17 protein-coding genes are annotated in these 17,682 nt (G+C 36.5%); all 17 read left to right on the forward strand.

Features of this window, described 5'->3' with window-relative positions:
- The first annotated feature begins 82 nt into the window (after nucleotides 1-82).
- The 17 genes from HPE63_RS14710 (at nucleotide 83) to HPE63_RS14790 (ending at nucleotide 17,681) form a co-directional block, all read left to right on the forward strand.
- On the forward strand, nucleotides 83-895 hold the full coding sequence (locus HPE63_RS14710; protein WP_188315048.1) for a hypothetical protein: 813 nt from the start codon (nucleotides 83-85) through the stop codon (nucleotides 893-895).
- Nucleotides 896-999: 104 nt separating this feature from the next.
- A complete protein-coding gene (locus HPE63_RS14715) occupies nucleotides 1,000-2,517 on the forward strand; it encodes a hypothetical protein (protein WP_188315049.1) in 1,518 nt (505 codons plus the stop codon).
- Nucleotides 2,501-4,963, forward strand: a complete 2,463-nt coding sequence (locus HPE63_RS14720) for a TraM recognition domain-containing protein (protein WP_188315050.1) — start codon at nucleotides 2,501-2,503, stop codon at nucleotides 4,961-4,963. Before HPE63_RS14715 ends, HPE63_RS14720 begins: the two co-directional genes overlap by 17 nt.
- Nucleotides 4,960-5,361 (forward strand): helix-turn-helix transcriptional regulator, encoded by a 402-nt coding sequence (locus HPE63_RS14725; RefSeq protein ID WP_188315051.1) that lies wholly within the window; start codon nucleotides 4,960-4,962, stop codon nucleotides 5,359-5,361. The genes HPE63_RS14720 and HPE63_RS14725 overlap by 4 nt, the downstream gene beginning before the upstream one ends.
- A gap of 292 nt (nucleotides 5,362-5,653) precedes the next feature.
- The gene (locus HPE63_RS14730; RefSeq protein WP_188315052.1) at nucleotides 5,654-6,337 is read left to right on the forward strand and encodes a ParA family protein; all 684 of its coding nucleotides are present in this window, start codon (nucleotides 5,654-5,656) and stop codon (nucleotides 6,335-6,337) included.
- A gap of 2 nt (nucleotides 6,338-6,339) precedes the next feature.
- On the forward strand, nucleotides 6,340-6,786 hold the full coding sequence (locus HPE63_RS14735; protein WP_188315053.1) for a hypothetical protein: 447 nt from the start codon (nucleotides 6,340-6,342) through the stop codon (nucleotides 6,784-6,786).
- Nucleotides 6,783-7,136 carry a hypothetical protein gene (locus tag HPE63_RS14740; RefSeq protein WP_188315054.1) on the forward strand — a complete coding sequence of 118 codons (354 nt, stop codon included), beginning with the start codon at nucleotides 6,783-6,785 and terminating at the stop codon, nucleotides 7,134-7,136. Before HPE63_RS14735 ends, HPE63_RS14740 begins: the two co-directional genes overlap by 4 nt.
- Complete coding sequence (locus HPE63_RS14745; RefSeq protein ID WP_188315055.1) at nucleotides 7,066-7,425, forward strand: hypothetical protein; 360 nt, start codon at nucleotides 7,066-7,068, stop codon at nucleotides 7,423-7,425. The genes HPE63_RS14740 and HPE63_RS14745 overlap by 71 nt, the downstream gene beginning before the upstream one ends.
- Before the next feature lie 2 nt (nucleotides 7,426-7,427).
- Complete coding sequence (locus HPE63_RS14750) at nucleotides 7,428-7,748, forward strand: DUF4133 domain-containing protein (protein WP_188315056.1); 321 nt, start codon at nucleotides 7,428-7,430, stop codon at nucleotides 7,746-7,748.
- On the forward strand, nucleotides 7,736-10,285 hold the full coding sequence (locus HPE63_RS14755; protein ID WP_188315057.1) for a TraG family conjugative transposon ATPase: 2,550 nt from the start codon (nucleotides 7,736-7,738) through the stop codon (nucleotides 10,283-10,285). Before HPE63_RS14750 ends, HPE63_RS14755 begins: the two co-directional genes overlap by 13 nt.
- The gene (locus HPE63_RS14760; RefSeq protein ID WP_188315058.1) at nucleotides 10,285-10,893 is read left to right on the forward strand and encodes a hypothetical protein; all 609 of its coding nucleotides are present in this window, start codon (nucleotides 10,285-10,287) and stop codon (nucleotides 10,891-10,893) included. Before HPE63_RS14755 ends, HPE63_RS14760 begins: the two co-directional genes overlap by 1 nt.
- A 9-nt stretch (nucleotides 10,894-10,902) precedes the next feature.
- Nucleotides 10,903-11,808: a type IV secretion system protein gene (locus tag HPE63_RS14765; protein ID WP_188315059.1), complete on the forward strand. Its 906-nt coding sequence runs from the start codon at nucleotides 10,903-10,905 to the stop codon at nucleotides 11,806-11,808.
- A 4-nt stretch (nucleotides 11,809-11,812) separates the two neighbouring features.
- Complete coding sequence (locus HPE63_RS14770) at nucleotides 11,813-12,436, forward strand: hypothetical protein (protein ID WP_188315060.1); 624 nt, start codon at nucleotides 11,813-11,815, stop codon at nucleotides 12,434-12,436.
- 3 nt (nucleotides 12,437-12,439) lie between these two features.
- On the forward strand, nucleotides 12,440-13,465 hold the full coding sequence (gene traM, locus HPE63_RS14775; RefSeq protein ID WP_188315061.1) for a conjugative transposon protein TraM: 1,026 nt from the start codon (nucleotides 12,440-12,442) through the stop codon (nucleotides 13,463-13,465).
- A complete protein-coding gene (locus HPE63_RS14780) occupies nucleotides 13,462-14,418 on the forward strand; it encodes a DUF4138 domain-containing protein (protein ID WP_188315062.1) in 957 nt (318 codons plus the stop codon). Before traM ends, HPE63_RS14780 begins: the two co-directional genes overlap by 4 nt.
- The gene (locus HPE63_RS14785) at nucleotides 14,415-14,972 is read left to right on the forward strand and encodes a conjugal transfer protein TraO (protein ID WP_188315063.1); all 558 of its coding nucleotides are present in this window, start codon (nucleotides 14,415-14,417) and stop codon (nucleotides 14,970-14,972) included. Before HPE63_RS14780 ends, HPE63_RS14785 begins: the two co-directional genes overlap by 4 nt.
- 27 nt (nucleotides 14,973-14,999) lie before the next feature.
- The gene (locus HPE63_RS14790; protein WP_188315064.1) at nucleotides 15,000-17,681 is read left to right on the forward strand and encodes a TraQ conjugal transfer family protein; all 2,682 of its coding nucleotides are present in this window, start codon (nucleotides 15,000-15,002) and stop codon (nucleotides 17,679-17,681) included.
- Nucleotide 17,682: the final 1 nt, after the last annotated feature.

Raw genomic sequence — 17,682 nt, forward strand, 5'->3', positions numbered from 1 at the left:
TTCCGGATATGAAAATGGAAAGGTCATGTCCGGAATTTCAAAGTTACTAATTATTAATGATCCTTAATATAAAATTTGAAAAATGGAAAATCAGTTAGAAAAAGTGTTCGTGAAAGTGAACCAAAAATGGCAAAAAGCAAACATTATCAACGAAGAAGAAGGCAAGGTGAATGTCCTGACACAAGATGGACAGCGCTTTTGCATAGACAAAGAAAGCAAATGGTTGGAGGTAGTACAAAACCCTGCGCAACGCTATGCCTATGGTGATGTAAAAGAGCAACTAGAAGGTCAATATATCAGTTTTGAGAAATTGCCTGAAAATGTAAAGGATAACTTGGCCCAAGGAAAGGAACATTTTTATGTCTCCACGTACTTATCAGACGGAGAGCTTAAAGAAACTTCTAAAATGGTTCAAATGGTATATGACCCCAATATGGGTTCTCGTTTGTTTGTACAGTTTAAACGAAAAAATCAAGTTACTTTAGACCAAGCCATAGCGTATAACCACAAATTTAGCCCCAATGAATTTGAACGTATGGTCTCTAAAAAAGAAGTGGTCCTCTTTCAAGGGATTACCAAGGATGGTGAATTGTTTGAAAAGCTCGCCTATTATGAGCCAAAGCTTCTGGATATCAGAACAAAATCAGCTTTAACACCCAACACATATTTGTATGGTTCTAAACTGACTGCCACGCAAGCAAAGGCGTTAAACCAAGGGGAAGAAATTGAAATCAAAATCAAGACAAAGTCCAAAGGCACCAAGCCATATTTGGTTTCCTACACCCCTAGAAATGAGATTTTCATAACGAAAAACCTGCAACTGGAAAAGGCAAGGAATCTTGAGATAGTCACCGACGAAAAAAAAAAGAGTTCTAGCCAGCGAATGAAAATTTAGAAATGTAATAGGCCGGTAATTTCCTCCGGCCTTTTTTTCTATCCCCATCTTATTAAATGATGGGTACTTCACCATTTGTTCTTTTATCAACTCACTTTATCATTATGAAAAACTATGCAGACAATAGGATGCATTATAGGATGCTCATTTCCAAAATCAACCAAGAAGTCGACTTTTCTGGATATTTACATGTAAAGGGCTATGCTTTACTTAAATCCAGTGTTGGATCCAAAGAATATGGAAAAGACCAAGAGCGTATTGTCCTTAACACAAAAAGAAATCCGGTTTCCTACTTCAATAGGAATGATACCCAAGATAAAGGTTGGTTCTTTAGTTATTTACTTCAACGTTCCACTAATTTTTACACTGCTATTACTTTAGGCTTGGAAGCCATCAATGCTAGTCACTATTCCGAAGTGAAAACTAACCATGTATTACGCGCCAAGAAATCAACAAATTTGGAGGCTAAGTTTTTAATTGAACCCCTTAAAAGGTGGAACTATATAATAAAAGAGAGAGGGTTAAGCTTAAAAACTTTAGAATCAGAGGCTTTTAATAATAAAGTACTTAATGGTATTTACGATTATACAAAAGGGAATCAAATCACCAACATTGCTTTGCCTTTAACGGACACGGAAGGTAACATTAAGAATTACATCTTGTTCAATAAGCCATATTGGAGCCCTAAAAAAAATAAACTTGAAAAGTTCCGAAGGGTAATGAATTCAGAATACCATTTTCTTTTTGCATCCAATCCAACAGCAAACATAAAAGCCATAGCCTGTTTTGAAAGTGGCTTCGATGCCATGGCCTTTCATGAGTCGAAAGGTTTTCCAAATCTATTTTACTTGGCATTTAACGGGCAATTGGACGAAAGGAAACTGGAACAATTTTTCCTGTGGAAAAACAAAATTGACCCTAACGACAAACTACCCATAAAATTAGGTTTCGACCATGATATAGCCGGATTCTATTTTGATATGTATTTCCTAAAAAGTCTCATGGATAGGGAGAAGAAACAAAATGATTTTGTTCTACATAGACAAAACTCCGAGGTGAAACTTCAAATACGAGGCCGTGAAATAACAAAATTTGGAGAAGAATTGAAGACTGGGTTAACCAATATAAATCAACAAATTGGTCAGCAACCTGCAAAAGTCATTTCCCTTAAAGAAACCCTGATAATAGAAATACAATTAGAGAACATTCTTCTTCTTGGTCATGGTAAATACGGGTCCCGTTGGTATTGGGATGGTTTTTTTTCGGTACTCACAAGTGCATTAGAAGGCCCAAAGATTCAAATTCAAAAACCGCCTCTACATAAAGACTGGAATGATGATTTGATATGGTTTAAAACTCATGAACAGCTTATGGATGTAAGTTCTATTTCCAAAGGAATAGACAAATCCCTTTGGGCTGTTCATGTTAGTAAGCCCCGAGGCAACTATTCCCCTATTGGAAAAGTAATGATGGTCGGCGAGCAAAAGGTGCTATGTGATATTGGGGAGACAGCCTATCGATGGATATCCAAAGAAGAAATAACCGCTTTCTTCCGTAAAAAAAAGACACTGGTAACTCATCAAGAAAATATCAAAAGTGCAAGCCATGGAAGAAAGAAATAAGGGTTATACTGGAATGTATCTTTCAGCGGCATACTTCTTACTTGTCGTGACCATGGAATATCACCCACTGCTTCAACATTTGTTTGGTCCTCAGCATTTTTTTGATTCGATCTATAATTTTCTTAGAACCTCAAATATACCGGCAACAGGGATCATGTCTAGGTGTATTTTAATAGGACTGCTAATGGGAGGTATCATGATTTACAGACCAAAGAGAGATAATAAAATACCCAAAACACCAACTTTTATAGGTTTTATAATGGCCAATGGATTACTGTTTTTATCAACTTGGCAAATAAATGTAACCATAAACACCCAAATGCTTGGACTCTTACTATTTGCCTTGGGATATTTAGGAACCATGACCTATGGCATGCGTTTGTTTCAGCTTATGGCTTTTGACAATTTGGCGAAAAATGATCCTTTTAATGAGCGTAATGAGACCTTTTTGCAGAATGAGGATTACATCAACACTCCTCATTCAGTAAATATCCCTTATAGTTATTTCCATAAAAATAGAAAGCGAAAAGGCTGGATAAACTATGTCAATTTATTTCGTGCCCTATTGGTAATTGGAACTCCAGGCAGTGGCAAGTCCTTTTCCGTTATCGAGGAAATAATGGGGCAATTGATTCGTAAGGGATTTGCGATGGTTATTTATGATTTCAAATTCAACTCCCTGACTAAAAAAGCGTATGGTTATTTAATGGAATCCAAAATAAAAGGCACTAGTTCATGGGGCAATTATCCTGAAATGTTCTTTATCTGTTTTGACGATCTTCGAATGACGCACCGTTGTAATCCCATGCATCAGAATCTAATAACCAACCAATCGGATGCCATTGACATCGCTGAAACCCTATTAAAGAACTTGAATCCAGAATGGATTCAAAAACAGGACTATTTCTCTAGAAGTGCCATTAGTTTTACTGGGGCATGCATTTGGTATTTGAAGAAAAAAGCAGATGAACTGGAAATGGATATATGTACTCCTGGACATCTCTCGATACTTTCTACGGTTAAAGTGGAATTGCTTATGAAAATTATGATGCAAGACAAAGAAGTGCGTCAAATTTTGGTGCCTTTTAAGGATGCCTTGGAAAAGAAAGCTATGGAACAACTATCCGGTCAAACAAGTACTGTTCAAATCAGTTTATCAAAATTGGCGACTAAAGAGATTTTTTATGTCATGTCGGGCAATGATTTTACTTTGGAGATTAACGATCCGGACCAGCCAAAGATACTATCATTACAAAACAATCCTGAACGGAAACAAGTCTACTCCGCGGCATTGGGCATGTACATGAACGGACTCATGAAAAAAGTCAACAAACCGCAAAAACGGCCCATGGCTTTAATTTTAGATGAGCTGCCTACATTATTCATCATGCTTTTACGAACAATTATCGATACCGGTCGGGAAAACAAAATAGCCGCCATTTTGGGCATCCAAAGCTTCACCCAGTTAGTTTTGGATTACGGCAAAGATATGGCGGAAGTGATTTACGATAACTGCGCTAATATAATCTGTGGAGCTGCCAAGGGGGAGACGGCAAGAAGGTTGAATGAGCTATTCGGTAAAATACACCAAGAGCAAATAAGTAAAAACACAAGTTCCAATGATGTCGGCACCAATATAAGTACACAAATGATGGATTTATTACCTCGAAGTAAAATTGCGACGATGTCCACTGGATATTTTGCAGGCATTGTTGCGGATACATTTGAGCATCAAATCAAGGAGAAGAAGTGCTTTGGACAATTAGAACCAGATATTAGTGCGAAAAAGTCAGCTATGGGCTATGAACTTCCCTTAATCAGGGATTTCATACCCGAAGACTTTCAACTGCAACATGCTAAGTTTCTCAAGGAGATGAACAATACATTTGATGTCTTATTTTTTGAATCGCTGTTCAAAAAAACGAATGGGCAAGTTTCATTGACCAACACCTTGTTCTTTACTTGTGTAGATGAACATGATTGCAATCTCGCTCAAACGATTCAGATGAAAGGATTGGCTAAACGGTTCAACCTAGTGAAACATCAGTATAAACTAATAAAAGCAATATCCAGTGGAGACCCAAAAAAAGCAATAAGAAAATTATTCTCAAATATCATTGGGGAGCATCTTATTGAATGCGAAATAGAGAAGGTATCCAACCAGAACTTTGAAAATATCATGAGGGAGGTTGACAACTTAGTAAAAAATGAATATTCATCGCTAACCGGTGAATCTTTGAAAAATGCAATATTTGATGAAGAAAAAATAAATAGTGAAATGGCTAATGCAATGAGTAATTCTGATAAAGCTGCCAAATCTTTCATGCAGGACTTCCAAACCAACTTGTCCATGGATGATTTAGAAACTTTGATTACATTGCAGGAAGAATATGATACGGAAATGGAAGAGCCTTTTTCTTCTTTTCCTATTGAAAGTTATGAATGATGGATATTGAAGGAATTATAAAACTTGACTCAAAGGATTTTGGTTATATCGGAGAACGTTTAAAAGAGATACGACTTGAATTGATTGAAATAGACGATATTTCAGATAAACGTTTCAGCGATTTTTCGTTAACGAAATTGAGTGAAAAACTCCAAATAGACCGTAATACTTTGGTTAATATTGAACGCGGAATGTCTACGGTGAATTCCATCAAAATTATCCTCTATTACTATACTTTAGGGTATAATCCTATCTGGATTTTACTTCCGGATAACAACTTTGTACCGAAACGCAGTTTGATTGAAAATATGGCCTATAAGGAAGATTTACAAAAGAAATTCCTTGAAATGGAATCTAAAACGCTAGAGGCTATGAAAGAATTCAAATCTTCTCTGTAATACATCAGCATTTTTCGTACTAAAAATAACATTCGCTTACTATTTCTTCAGCATTTTTTCAACTAGTTCAGAGCTATATAGATAGCTATAGAGCAATATTCATTTGAAGTACTAAATCAATAGATTTAGCATTATTTATATAATGCATTATCGATACCAATAGTTGAATTAAGCAATAGCGCTAGCAATAGTTAAATAGTGCATTAATGTTAGCAATACAGCTATAAACATATAATCAAACATATATAGCATCATATGACGATATGGTCATATGATGCCTAAACTTAATAAAATGAAAACAACAATTATATCCTGTGCAAGTGAAAAAGGAGGTAGTGGCAAAACGACCATTAATATTATACTAGCCACTAATCTATTCTTTAACCATGCCAAAAAAGTGGTTCTTATAGATTTGGACAATCCTCAATATTCCGTATACAAAAAGAGGCAAAGAGATTTAAAGGAACTTTCGGAGACGGAACAGCTTACAGTTGAATTATATCCGATCAAAAAATCAAACGTCCAAGAATTAGATTCCCTTATCAAAACGTATTATGGTAAGGTTGACTTCATTATTTTGGACTTTCCTGGTAATCTTAATGAGGAGATGGTAAAAGGGCTTCTTTATGTAGAACATATATTTATCCCTTTCTTTTTGGATGAACTAGAAATCAATAGCACCGTAATCTTTTATAAAACTTTAAAAAATAATTTTTTAGAAAACGATAATCGGATATTACGTGGAATCAACTTGTTTTTCAATCGTTACGAAAAAATTAAAGTAAACAAGTTTGCTGCAATAAGACGAGGTTTTGAAAAATCAGGCATGCCGCTTATGAAATCAGTGGTGATGGACAGGACTATTTATAGAGAGAAGTATCGCAATACCCTACTACCTATACCAGAATCCCGTGAAAACGGTGAAATGGAACTGAATGAATTTATTAACGAAGTAATCACTATTTTAAATCAATAACAATGGCTAAAAAAGTAAATGTAAGCAGCTTGCTGAATTCGGCAATGAACGATGAAATTAATTTGGCAGAAACCGTAAAGGGCTTAAAAGCGCAACGAAATGAAAAAACCGTTCCCATTTTAAATCGAGCTCATAGTGAAAGGAACAGATATTCTGGCGAAATGCCAGATTATTCCGAACTTAACTATCAAAATACAGAAGTGACTAAAGAACATCCTAAGATTATTGAGCTGGAAAGCCTTTTGGGCCAAGAAAACTTTTCAGATAGAAAAGAACAATTTATCTTTAGGTTAAGTCAGCAGTGTTTTGATGACTATGAGGAATTAACAAGGACCGTTAATTACAAACTCAATAAAAAACTGTCAAGAAATGATATTATGCGGAAAGTACTTGAAGATTACCATACAAACAAATTGGAAGATTTATTAAAAGTGTTACATACCCTTTGAATTTGAATTGGGAACATATTGTTTGGTTGACCATTGGTGCACTCAGCATTCTTTGGTATATCATCGTGTTTGTTATTTTGAAAAAAAACAAATCGAAAAAAAATCCCGATTCTCTTTCAGATGTGCAAAATTCTAATATATTTGTAAATAATTCATCTTTTGAAGATTTAGACATGGACCATTTACTCAACCATGTTGATAAAAATGTAAGCAGTTCGGAACTGTTAGACATTTTTGGAACGTCCGAAAAAGATACCGAATCCTTAATTCCTAAAAAAAATGAAAAACTCAAGGTTATCAGAAATGTCGACCTTCCTGAGAAAGAGGAAGGTCAGCCACCACCAGATTAAGTATCTCCTTTTTGGTGGTATCCTATTATCACTCCCATTTGAAACCCATGCTCAAATTAATGAGTTGGTAAACCAAGTAAATGCCGCCGAGCAAGGTGCATCACAAATAGGAAATAGTATTTTTCGAATAATAAAAATTGCTGCGGCCGTTTTAATCGCTATTGCTGCGGTTACCTTTTTGATTGTTCGGGAACAAAGTCAAGACCTGACTAAAAAAGTCGGAAATATCATAGTTGGCTTGGTAATTTTCTATGGACTATTGGAAATAGGCGAGAACCTATCTAGGTAGTCATGGAAGATAAATATTATCCTATTCCAAAGGCCTTACAGAAGGACGTTACCTTCTTTGGCCTAAAGGCTAAATATGTGGACCAAGCATTTAAAGGCATATTCCTTTCTCTTGTACTTGGAATGATCTTGGGTGCGTTTACCACAACCTTAATTGGATTTGTAGTATCCTTATTAGCTGCATGTGGCTATTTTCTTCTAATGCTTTATTATTCATTTTCGTTTGGTGAAAGTGGATATCTAAAGGCAAGGGCTGACAAGGCCAGACCTACTTTTATCAAAGGAACCGTAAACAAAAAAATGTTATTGAAATGGATACGTTAAGCCTAAAAGATGCATTTCCAATTTATGGGTATGAATCACCTATCCTAGTATCGAAGGAAAAAGGGTGTCTTTGTATTCCACTAGAATTAAAGCTCCCAGAAATATTCTCTTTGGATAAGAACGAGTATGCCAAATTCAATCACCTATTCTCCAATATTATAAGCACTTTGGAAGAAAACACTTTGGTGCATAAACAAGACTTGTTCTTTACCGACCGGTATAAACTTGACAAAACGAGAATTGACAGGGATTTTTTTGAATCCGAGGATGAGTTACATTTTACACACAGACCCTTTTTGAACCATCGTTGTTTTCTCGGGCTCCATCTGGTACCTAAGAATTATTTCAAAAGCAATCCGCTGGGTGCTAATGGTTATTTAAAAAAAGTTAAAAATGGTTTGTTCGATGGCATAATACCTAAAGAATATTCGGATAAGACCGTCTTGGAGGCTTTTAGATTAAAGGCTATGGCCATCAATCAACTCATTAATGAAAGTGAACTCTTAAGTTCAACAATAGTCAGTTTTGAGCACTTATTTGAAAAAGATGGTTACTATTCGAATTATTTGGAAGCAACTTTTGAAGAGGGTTCCGGTGTTGATATTGATTTTGAGAATGCAACGTTATTTAATGGAAAGAAACAAGGTCAGTTCTTTACTTTGGAAAATCTAGACCAATTTGAAACCGAGGCCATTTTTGACCATAGTTATTATGGCAAATATCATTCTGATGAGCATCCATTTCCTATTGGCAATCTTTTTTCTTTAGGGTTCAAAATACCTTACGAACACATCATTAACCAATATATATACTTGCCTCCAAAAGAAGCCGGCATCAACAATCTTAAGAAACGGGCAAAAAGATTAAACAAATACGCAAACAATCGTAAAGGGGATAAGAACAGTATTTATAGAAACCAAATACAGCAGTTTGAGCAAAATTTGATTGAAGATCATCAAGAATTGGTTTACTACCATTTAAATGTCTTGGGGTATGCAGATCGTAATAATGACTTCGGAATGATGTGCAATACCATCAAATCAGCTTTCAAAAAGATAGGGGTTCATGTCAAGGCCAATTCTGTGGACAGAAAAAATTTATTCTTTGCAGGAATTTTGGGTAATGGTATCGGTATAAGTTCAGAATTATATAGCCCAATGTCCTCCAAAATGGCTGCTTCCCTACTTTATTCAGAGGGTGGATATAAAAATCCAGTTCATGGCTTGCATGGACTTCGAATGATTGATCGTGCAACACATAAACCCTTGTTGGTAAGCCTATATAGGGAACCTGAAAAAAATCATTGGATTTTTAATCGGGGTATGTTAATAGCTTCCGGCTCAGGTGGTGGAAAAACCTATTTTGCAAATGCCTACTTATATGCTGAGTATCGAGAAGGTGCGGAGGTTATCATATTGGAAAATGGTAATTCCTATGACAAACTAACAGGCTATTTGGATGGGGTTACCATAGAACACGATGACGATAGGCCCTTTTCGTTCAATCCCTTTGTGCTGGACGAACAGGACTATCATATCAATCAAAACAACCTTCAACTGGGAGAGCACAAACTGACCCAATTGATTGTATTGCTCCAGCTTATTTTGGGCCATCAGAATAGCGATACGAACACCACATCAAACAGCATTATCCATCAAACCATTTTTGAGCGTTTAATCAGTGGTTATTACCAAGAGTCTAAAGATAAAAATCAATCAGATTATGGATTCAATAGTTTTTATAGCTATTGTGTAGATGCGCTGCCTGCATTACTGGAGAAGCATAGGATTAACTCCCAAACTTTTGATTCCAATACGGCTTTAATGATTTTAGGGAATTATGCTGATGGAGGACCCCGTGAATATCTTTTAAACAGCAAAGATGAAAGAATATCAAAGCTAACTGAAGAACGCTGGATTTACTTCAAACTAGGTAACCTAATAGAGAACCAACAGTTATTTCCCATTATCTCCTTCTTGTTGATGGATGTCTTTAATAAAAAACTTAAAGATCCTAAAAAATTAAATATCAATAAGATTTTGAATGTTGACGAAGCATGGAATCTTTTTGACAACGAAATCATGGCACAGTACTTAAACGCACAGTCAAGAATGGCAAGGAAATATGGGGGACAACCCATTTTTATTTCCCAAAAAGTAGACGACTTTATTACTTCAAAGCATATAGGAAAAACCCTTGTAGTAAACAGCCACATAAAGGTTTTGCTTGACATGGCCGAGTATTCCAACGCCTTTGATGACATTCAAGAAATTCTAGGCTTGACCGTAAAGCAAAAACAAATGGTTTTGTCTTTAAACAAGGACATTTCTGCAAAAAGAAAATATCGGGAAATTGCCATTTGCTGGAAAGAAAAGGTAGCTGTTTATGGTCTAGAAACCTCAATTTCTACAAAATGTCTCTTTGAAACTAATCCCAATGAAAAAGCGCTTATTAATTCCCTCTTGGAAAAAAATAAGAACAATTGGGAAGAAACAGCACTTGACTATAAAGAACTAACTAACAAAAACCAGTCCTAATGAAAAAAATTATAATTACACTCATACTTAGTCCTTCATTAAGCTTGGCCCAAATTCCTGTTACAGACGCTGCAACAAATGGTCAGCTTGTACTTCTAAACAAAAACATTATGGCATTGCAAGGGCAGATTTCTTCATTAAATGGAAATATGGCAACTTTGATCAAGTTGATGCAAAAAAACGTAACGGCAACCACAAATTCATCTCAGAGCATATCCCAAGAAATTGCCGCAAAGCGAACAGCTGCAAGTTTTGTTCTGGCTGCTCCTGAAATGGCCCAACTAATACACCTAAAGGAAAAAATACTAGAAGCATACCATGGTGCGAAAAAAAACTTGGATGACTATAGTTTTTTGGATGAAAAAGAACGCAAGGAAGCTGAGAACTATTTAGGTGAAATGATCGCTAGTTTATCAACCCTTCTCGTACATGCAAAAACTATGGCTTCAACTCCCGATTTGGTAGATCCTTCGGCACGCCTATCCCAAATTCAAACTATTGTACAAAAAATGGAAGGTGTTTTGAACGGAGTAATCGAACTCAACAAGAAGTTAGCTCAAAGAAATGAACATCGTAAAGCCATTCAAACGGTAATCACCATAAATTAATTAGTTATTATGCAAGAGAGTTCTGGTTTTCGATTCTTGGTCAATACGCTTTTTGATGAATACCTTCAGGAGGCTTTTGATTCATTGGGTCCAACTTTATCGGTCGGTTTCCACTTTGCAAAAATAGGTATTGGCATATTTGCAATCCAGCACTTTGCCGGTCAAGACAGGGGTGATGTATGGAAAGCCCTAAAGTGGTTTCCGCTGTTGTTTATACTTTTCAATTACAAAGTTTTTGCTTTTGCCATTTTTGAGTTTTATGACAACTTAGGAAAATCCTTTGTTACCACTGAAAAGAATTGGGACACGATTAATGCGAATGTGGCCAAAGCACAAATAGAGTCCTTTGCACAATCCACAGCTGAATGGAATTTATTGAGTATTGATTTGAATGCCCTTCAATCTCTCGCAATGGCGGGACTTTCGGGCAGTATTACCTCAATTGCCCATGTAGTATCGTCTATAATTTTTGTGGGTATCAAGTCGCTCTCCATCATCTATTTGTTCATTCTTATCATTTTTGGCCCTATAAATATTGGCCTTTCCTTCATCCCTGCTCTTTCAGGTCTTTTTAAAGCATGGCTGCAAAAATTTATGAGCGTTTGTCTTTGGGTTCCAATGTTGTACGTGGTAGACGCATTTATGGTTGAATTAGTTGATTTATTAACTACTCACTTGCTTCAAAACAATGCTAAAGATATTGGTATAGTGCTAACCGCTTCCCTTTTAATATTAATGACCTCGTTTTTTTACATAAAGGCCCCTACCCTAGCCAATTTTGTCGTGCAAGGGTTGAATATTTCTGGCGGTAATATGGTCTCGAAACCTAAACACTACGGAAAAAAGGCAATTAATACCGTAATCGATGCCAAAACTGGAGGTGCATCAAAGGGCATAAGAACCTTAACACAGTAAGAAAATGAAACATGAGTATTACGTTTTTAATGATATCGAACGGAATCAAAAGAGAAATCGCATTTTGGTTTATTTGGCCTTAGGGGTGGTGCTGATAACGGTAATCGTTTCAATGGTTTTAATACATAATGCACATAAACAGGCTCGATTTAATGCCTATGTCATCCAAGGAGGTCTAAGAACACCTATTGAACCTATAACGAACTCTAGAGAGCAACTCACATTGCTCACTGAAGGACATATTCGCCAGTTTCATGAGCTTTTCTTCTCCCTTGAGCCGGACTTAGATCATATAAGAGATAACATAGAAAAAAGGGCTCTTTATATGGTCGACAACTCAGGTAAACGGTTATATGTACGATTGGTCGAAAAAAAATATTTTCACGATGTTGTTATGAACGACTATCGCTATCTTATTGAACTTGATTCAGTTGTAGTCGATTATTCGAAGTATCCATTTCCCTTTACCTACTACGGAAAACAATCCATAGAAAAAGGGAAAAATACAACTTATAGAAATTTGTTTACTAAGGGCTTTATAAAGGAAACAGGGGTAACGGCCAATAATTTAAATGGAATGAAAATCATGGACTTTGAGGTAATCGATAATTCAGATGTAACAAAGTAAGTAATGATAGACTTTAAATCTAAAATACAAGGTTTTAAGGATTGGGTGATTGAGCATAAAACCCTATCAATTTCATTGCCCATAGTTTTAGTGCTCAGTAGCTTCTTTGTCATTGAAAATATAAAGGATTACCAATCCATATCAGTAGACTCGGAAGAGTCTAAAGGGTTTAATTCTTCCCTTCCTTCATCGAATGCTGAAAAATCGACAAAGTTGGAAGACGAGGCCCTATGGAGGCAATCCACTACGAAGGAAGATAACCAAAATTCCAAAACTGAACGTTCTCCGGAATTACTTGAAAAAGCGCAAAAGGAGGATTCTTTAAAAAAAGTCCTAAAGGAATTGGAAGATATTTCTTTTGACTTAGAACAAAATCAATCTGTTATATCTGAAGGAAGCCCAGCTCAAGAAAAAAACGGTATGGAAGGTAACAACGGACAAGGAGGTAAAATGGATGAAACTTTGGAAGCGCGACTTAACTACCGAGAACTATTGCGTGAGGGTAAGGAAAAAATGCTCGAAACCAACAGTCTAAATCCACCTTCATTGTTAGCTGAAAAAAGGACTGAAAAATCAACTTTACTTCAAGTCCGGGTAAAAGTATATCGAGATCAATTTGTTTTGCCTGATGACAGGGTTCAACTTATTGTAACAGAAGATTTTAAGTATGAAGGCAAAATTATTCCAAAGAATACTTTTTTCTATGCACTGGCTTCTGTACAGGGAAATCGTGTACTCTTGGATGCGGACAATATCAACCATATTCCCATAAAGGCAATATTAAAAGATTATAGGGATGGAATGGAAGGAATTTATAGCGAAAGAGCGGGAGGCCTTTGGGGGGAGTACATGGCAGAAACCCAAAATAGGGCAGTAACCGAAATAAACAACGAATTCACCAATGAATTGGGTGGGAATTTGAACAGCCTTGTGACGGGCCTTGGGTCTTTTTTAAAAAGGAAAAAACTTAGAGAACGGGATAAAATTCTATTAATCAACGATCACGAACTTTTAATGACCATCGAATGAGGCATATTTATCTAATACTTTTTATAATCGGTTTTTGCGATTTTATGTTCGCACAAATCGATACGATAAAGGTTTCCAAAGATTATAAAACCATTTTGGTTTTACCGGAGCCCTATTCCTTTTCCATTAATGGCAAGGATTTGAATTTTATTGAATCTTTCCCGAAGAGTACTTCCGAAAAGGCGGACCACATCGTCATGCTTGCCTACAACAATATTGCACCGGACAAACAGGACTACACCAATTATACGGTATATACAAAAAACGGACTGGCCTACGATTTTATTTTGGATTTGGTAGCTATTCCTGAAACCAAAAGATGGAATATCACTAAGGATATGGCCGATAATTTCTCCGAGATCAGCTTATCGATAAATCATTCCGAAGGGACTGATGCAGAAATCATTAAAAATGAGGATACCGCATTGCCAAACGATATTGATATATTGACCAACGGTAGGGAAGAAAATTTTAAAATTACGCCATTATCAACTTCTTTATATGAAGAAGACAGAATAGCCTATTTAAAGCAAAAATGTAAGAACCATATTTCTGATAAGGGTAATATAGCACGATATTTTTCAAAAGTCGGGGATATTTTTATATGGTTAAAAGGAGTGTATTATGATCGTGAGGAGCTTTATTTTCTATTTACACTAGAGAACAAAGAGCCTATAGATTTGGATATCAATTTCCTCAAAACCTTTATTGGCACCAATTACAAACAAAGTAGTAGTAACCAAAAAAGCGAATTCCAGCCTCTATTCAGGTATGGACAGCCCACAAGGGTCAAGGGCAACACCTCGGCCTCTTTTGTCTTGATTTTCGAAAAGTTCACCTTGGACAAGAACAAGCACCTCGTATTGGAATTGGATGAGTTGAATGGAAATAGAAATATTAGTCTTGACATTGAACACCAATTGATAAATCGACCTAAAAAATTTGGAAAATGAGGACTAGTAAAGAATATACGCACCTATTAATTGGTATTCTTTCCATATTTCTTGGAGGGCAGCAATTAAAAGCGCAAAATTACGCCAGTAGTTTGGAATTGACCGGTGGGATAGTTGAGGATGGTTATGGCGTAAATGCAGGGTACAACTACTATTTAAATAGGTTCAAATACATTCAGGGAGCCGTCTTCCTCTCCTTTGCGGAGGATAATCAACAGGGATACACTGTTCCCTATAACAATTTCACCCTAAATATTGGCTACTTTAATAATGTCATTGAAGCGCTCAACAGAAAGTTTACTGCTTCCTTGGGAGCTGGGCCAGTAGTCGGATATGAAATTGTAAATAATGGGCAACAGGAACTCGCTACGGGAGCCTTAGTTAGTAACACTTCTGAGTTCATTTATGGTGGCTTTGTTGGTGCTGAATTGGATTTTTATTTTACAGAGTCATTTTCAATAATTGGAAAAGTAAATCAATACTACCATCCTTCAAGTGATTTAGGTCAATTTGCCTTTTTCGGTGGGGTTGGTATTCGATATATATTGTTTTAGGGCCGGCCCTTCAAAAGTTGAGAACATATGAAAAAACAAATTACCCCACTAATTGGTCTTTTATGTCTATTCATTTTCACTACTTGTGACAAAGATGTTGAGATTATTAGCAGCTTCGACTATATTATTTCAATGACTTACAGGGATAAAGCGACAGTTAACCTTCCCGAGAACATTTCATTTTCAGTGGTTCCAGAACGTTTGGTACATACGCAATCGTATCAATTTAAGTATGAGTCGAAAGATGGTTCAGGAAACTTTGTATTAGATGGATCAATCCTAGCGCAAAGGGAGTGGATACCCCTGAACGAATTGACATTTTCACTTGACTTCATGGCAACTACCATTGGTTCAAAGGAAGTCGAGGTAACGTTTTCCGATGGCGATGGATTGGAGAAAACGGTAACCTTAAACTATTTGGTAGAGCATAATCCTTTCATCTGGAAGGCTTCTACTACTACCAACACCATCAACATTAATGAAGAAGTACCCATTTCTTTGCTACTTACCAATACCGGATTTGACATAAATGCCAAGTATGAGCGTAACATTTATTTTATCCAAGGGTCAGGAAATATACATTTGCTAAACGAGGAGGAAGAATCGGAAATCCCTGTTGAAACTGGAAAATTTGCTGAAATGCAACCTGGATCTTTTAGCTTAAAAGGAGAATTTAAGGAAACGGGTGTTAATAAACTGATTTTTGAAGCTAGAGACCAAAACGGTCAGACACAAAGAGATACTTTGAGTATCACTGTGGAAGAAATTGAGTTTTCCTTTACTGCCTCACCTCAAAAAAATGAAATTGACCTAGGTGGAAACACCAACCTAAATTTCAACATTACCGAATCTAATCCTTCTGGGACATCTTACCAAATGAGATATGAAATAGTTTCAGGTAATGGCACGATTACTTCAGGAGGTGAAACAGTCGCTCCAAATACATTTACTCCAGTACCTACCGGTAATTTTTCATGGGATTTTGAATCCAGTACACCAGGTAGTATCGAAATGATATTCTTTGTGAGAAATGAGACTGGTGTTGAAAGACAACGCCAACTTACTATTGCAGTGTCCGAACGCGATTATGACCTAACCGTTACACCAGCGGCTATTGAAGCTTTCGTGGGCAGTTCAATAAACATTACTCTTTTAATAAACGAATTAGGTGCTACGGGAGACACCTATACAGGTTTTTATTCCTCGTCTGGCACGGGTTCAATGGAAATAGCCGGGCAGAATTATACAGCTGGCCAACAGTTCGCACTCATCAAAGAATCTAATGCACTTACATACACCGGCATAAGTGAGGGTAGGCACACATTGACCTTTAAAGTAAAGTCAACTTCCAATATAGAAAAAGAAATTAGTACTGAAATTGATTTTGTCAGTATTGACTTTAATTTTTCAGGCAGTGCTTCGAACAATGAGTTGTTCATTACGGAAACTACAAATCTTAATTTCATTATAAACCAAACAGGTATAGGTGCTACAACTTATGAATCCCGCTATATAATAAACCAAGGCGAAGGATTAATTCGTGGATCAAATGGTACCCAATTGGCACCAAATACGTACTATGAGACATCGGAAGGTCCGGGTAACTATACTTGGAGTTTTGAAGCTACTAAAGCCGGTAGGATAGATATGACCTTCTTTACTCGAAACGTTACAGGACAAGAAGAAGAAATACGTTTATTCATAGACGTTGAAGCTACGGATTTCAGTTTGGATATAGTTGCAGCAAACACCAATGATTTTGTATTTCAAACCATACCATTAAGTTTCACTTTAAACCAACAAGGTGTGGAACAATTGACCTACAATATGACCTATTCCAGCAATGGTGATGGAGTTTTGACTATTGGAGGGGTGGATTATAACCCTGGTGAGAACATTGCCTTGACAAATGTACCCGGAACATTTAATGGCTCTTATACTGGTAACTCTGTCGGAAATCATCAAGTGACATTTAGAGTAGTATCTTCAAACAATATAACTGAAGATAAAACCATAAATATTAACTTTAACACTATTGGATTTCAAATTAGTGTACCAGCCAACCTTTCAGTTAAAGAAACATTGACCGAAAGTCTTAATGTGGTCATTAATCCAGATAGGACCGATTTGAATGTGAATTATGAGATTCAACTGGTCACCGATCAAAACGGCACATTCAATTTCGGTGGAATTAGTCCTGGTATTTACCTTCCTGCTTCAACAGGCAATAATACTTTCAATTACACCCCTTTGGATTATGCCAATGGAACCCATATCATTACGGTTTCGGTTCGGGACAATCTAGGCAACACAAACGTCGAGAACATCGTGGTGAATGTGAATAGGAAACCCATTGCATTTGGGAGAGCAGAAAAAGAGAATGTCAATTGTGGTGGGTTAAATGGCTGCGATTACCGGGTACGGATGTATATCAAAAGAGCTGGTTTTGGCGAATCCCGAGCCTTTGATGGTGCAACCATAACTACAGTCAGAATACGAATCTTTAATCGGCAAGACAATCGGTGGGAAACAATTGTCAAGAATTTTAATGAATTGGAAACCAATACTCAGGGGGACATTTACTGGCGTTTAGAGGAAGAAGCTCGGGAAAGTCGTTTACGTTATTTAGACCAAGATTTTGAAATCGAAGTTCAGGATAACGATGGAATTTGGTCCGATAAAAGTTTTGGTTCGGTTATTAGAGTATAAA

Origin of the sequence: Maribacter arenosus (assembly GCF_014610845.1) — a bacterium.
Taxonomy (GTDB): domain Bacteria; phylum Bacteroidota; class Bacteroidia; order Flavobacteriales; family Flavobacteriaceae; genus Maribacter_A; species Maribacter_A arenosus.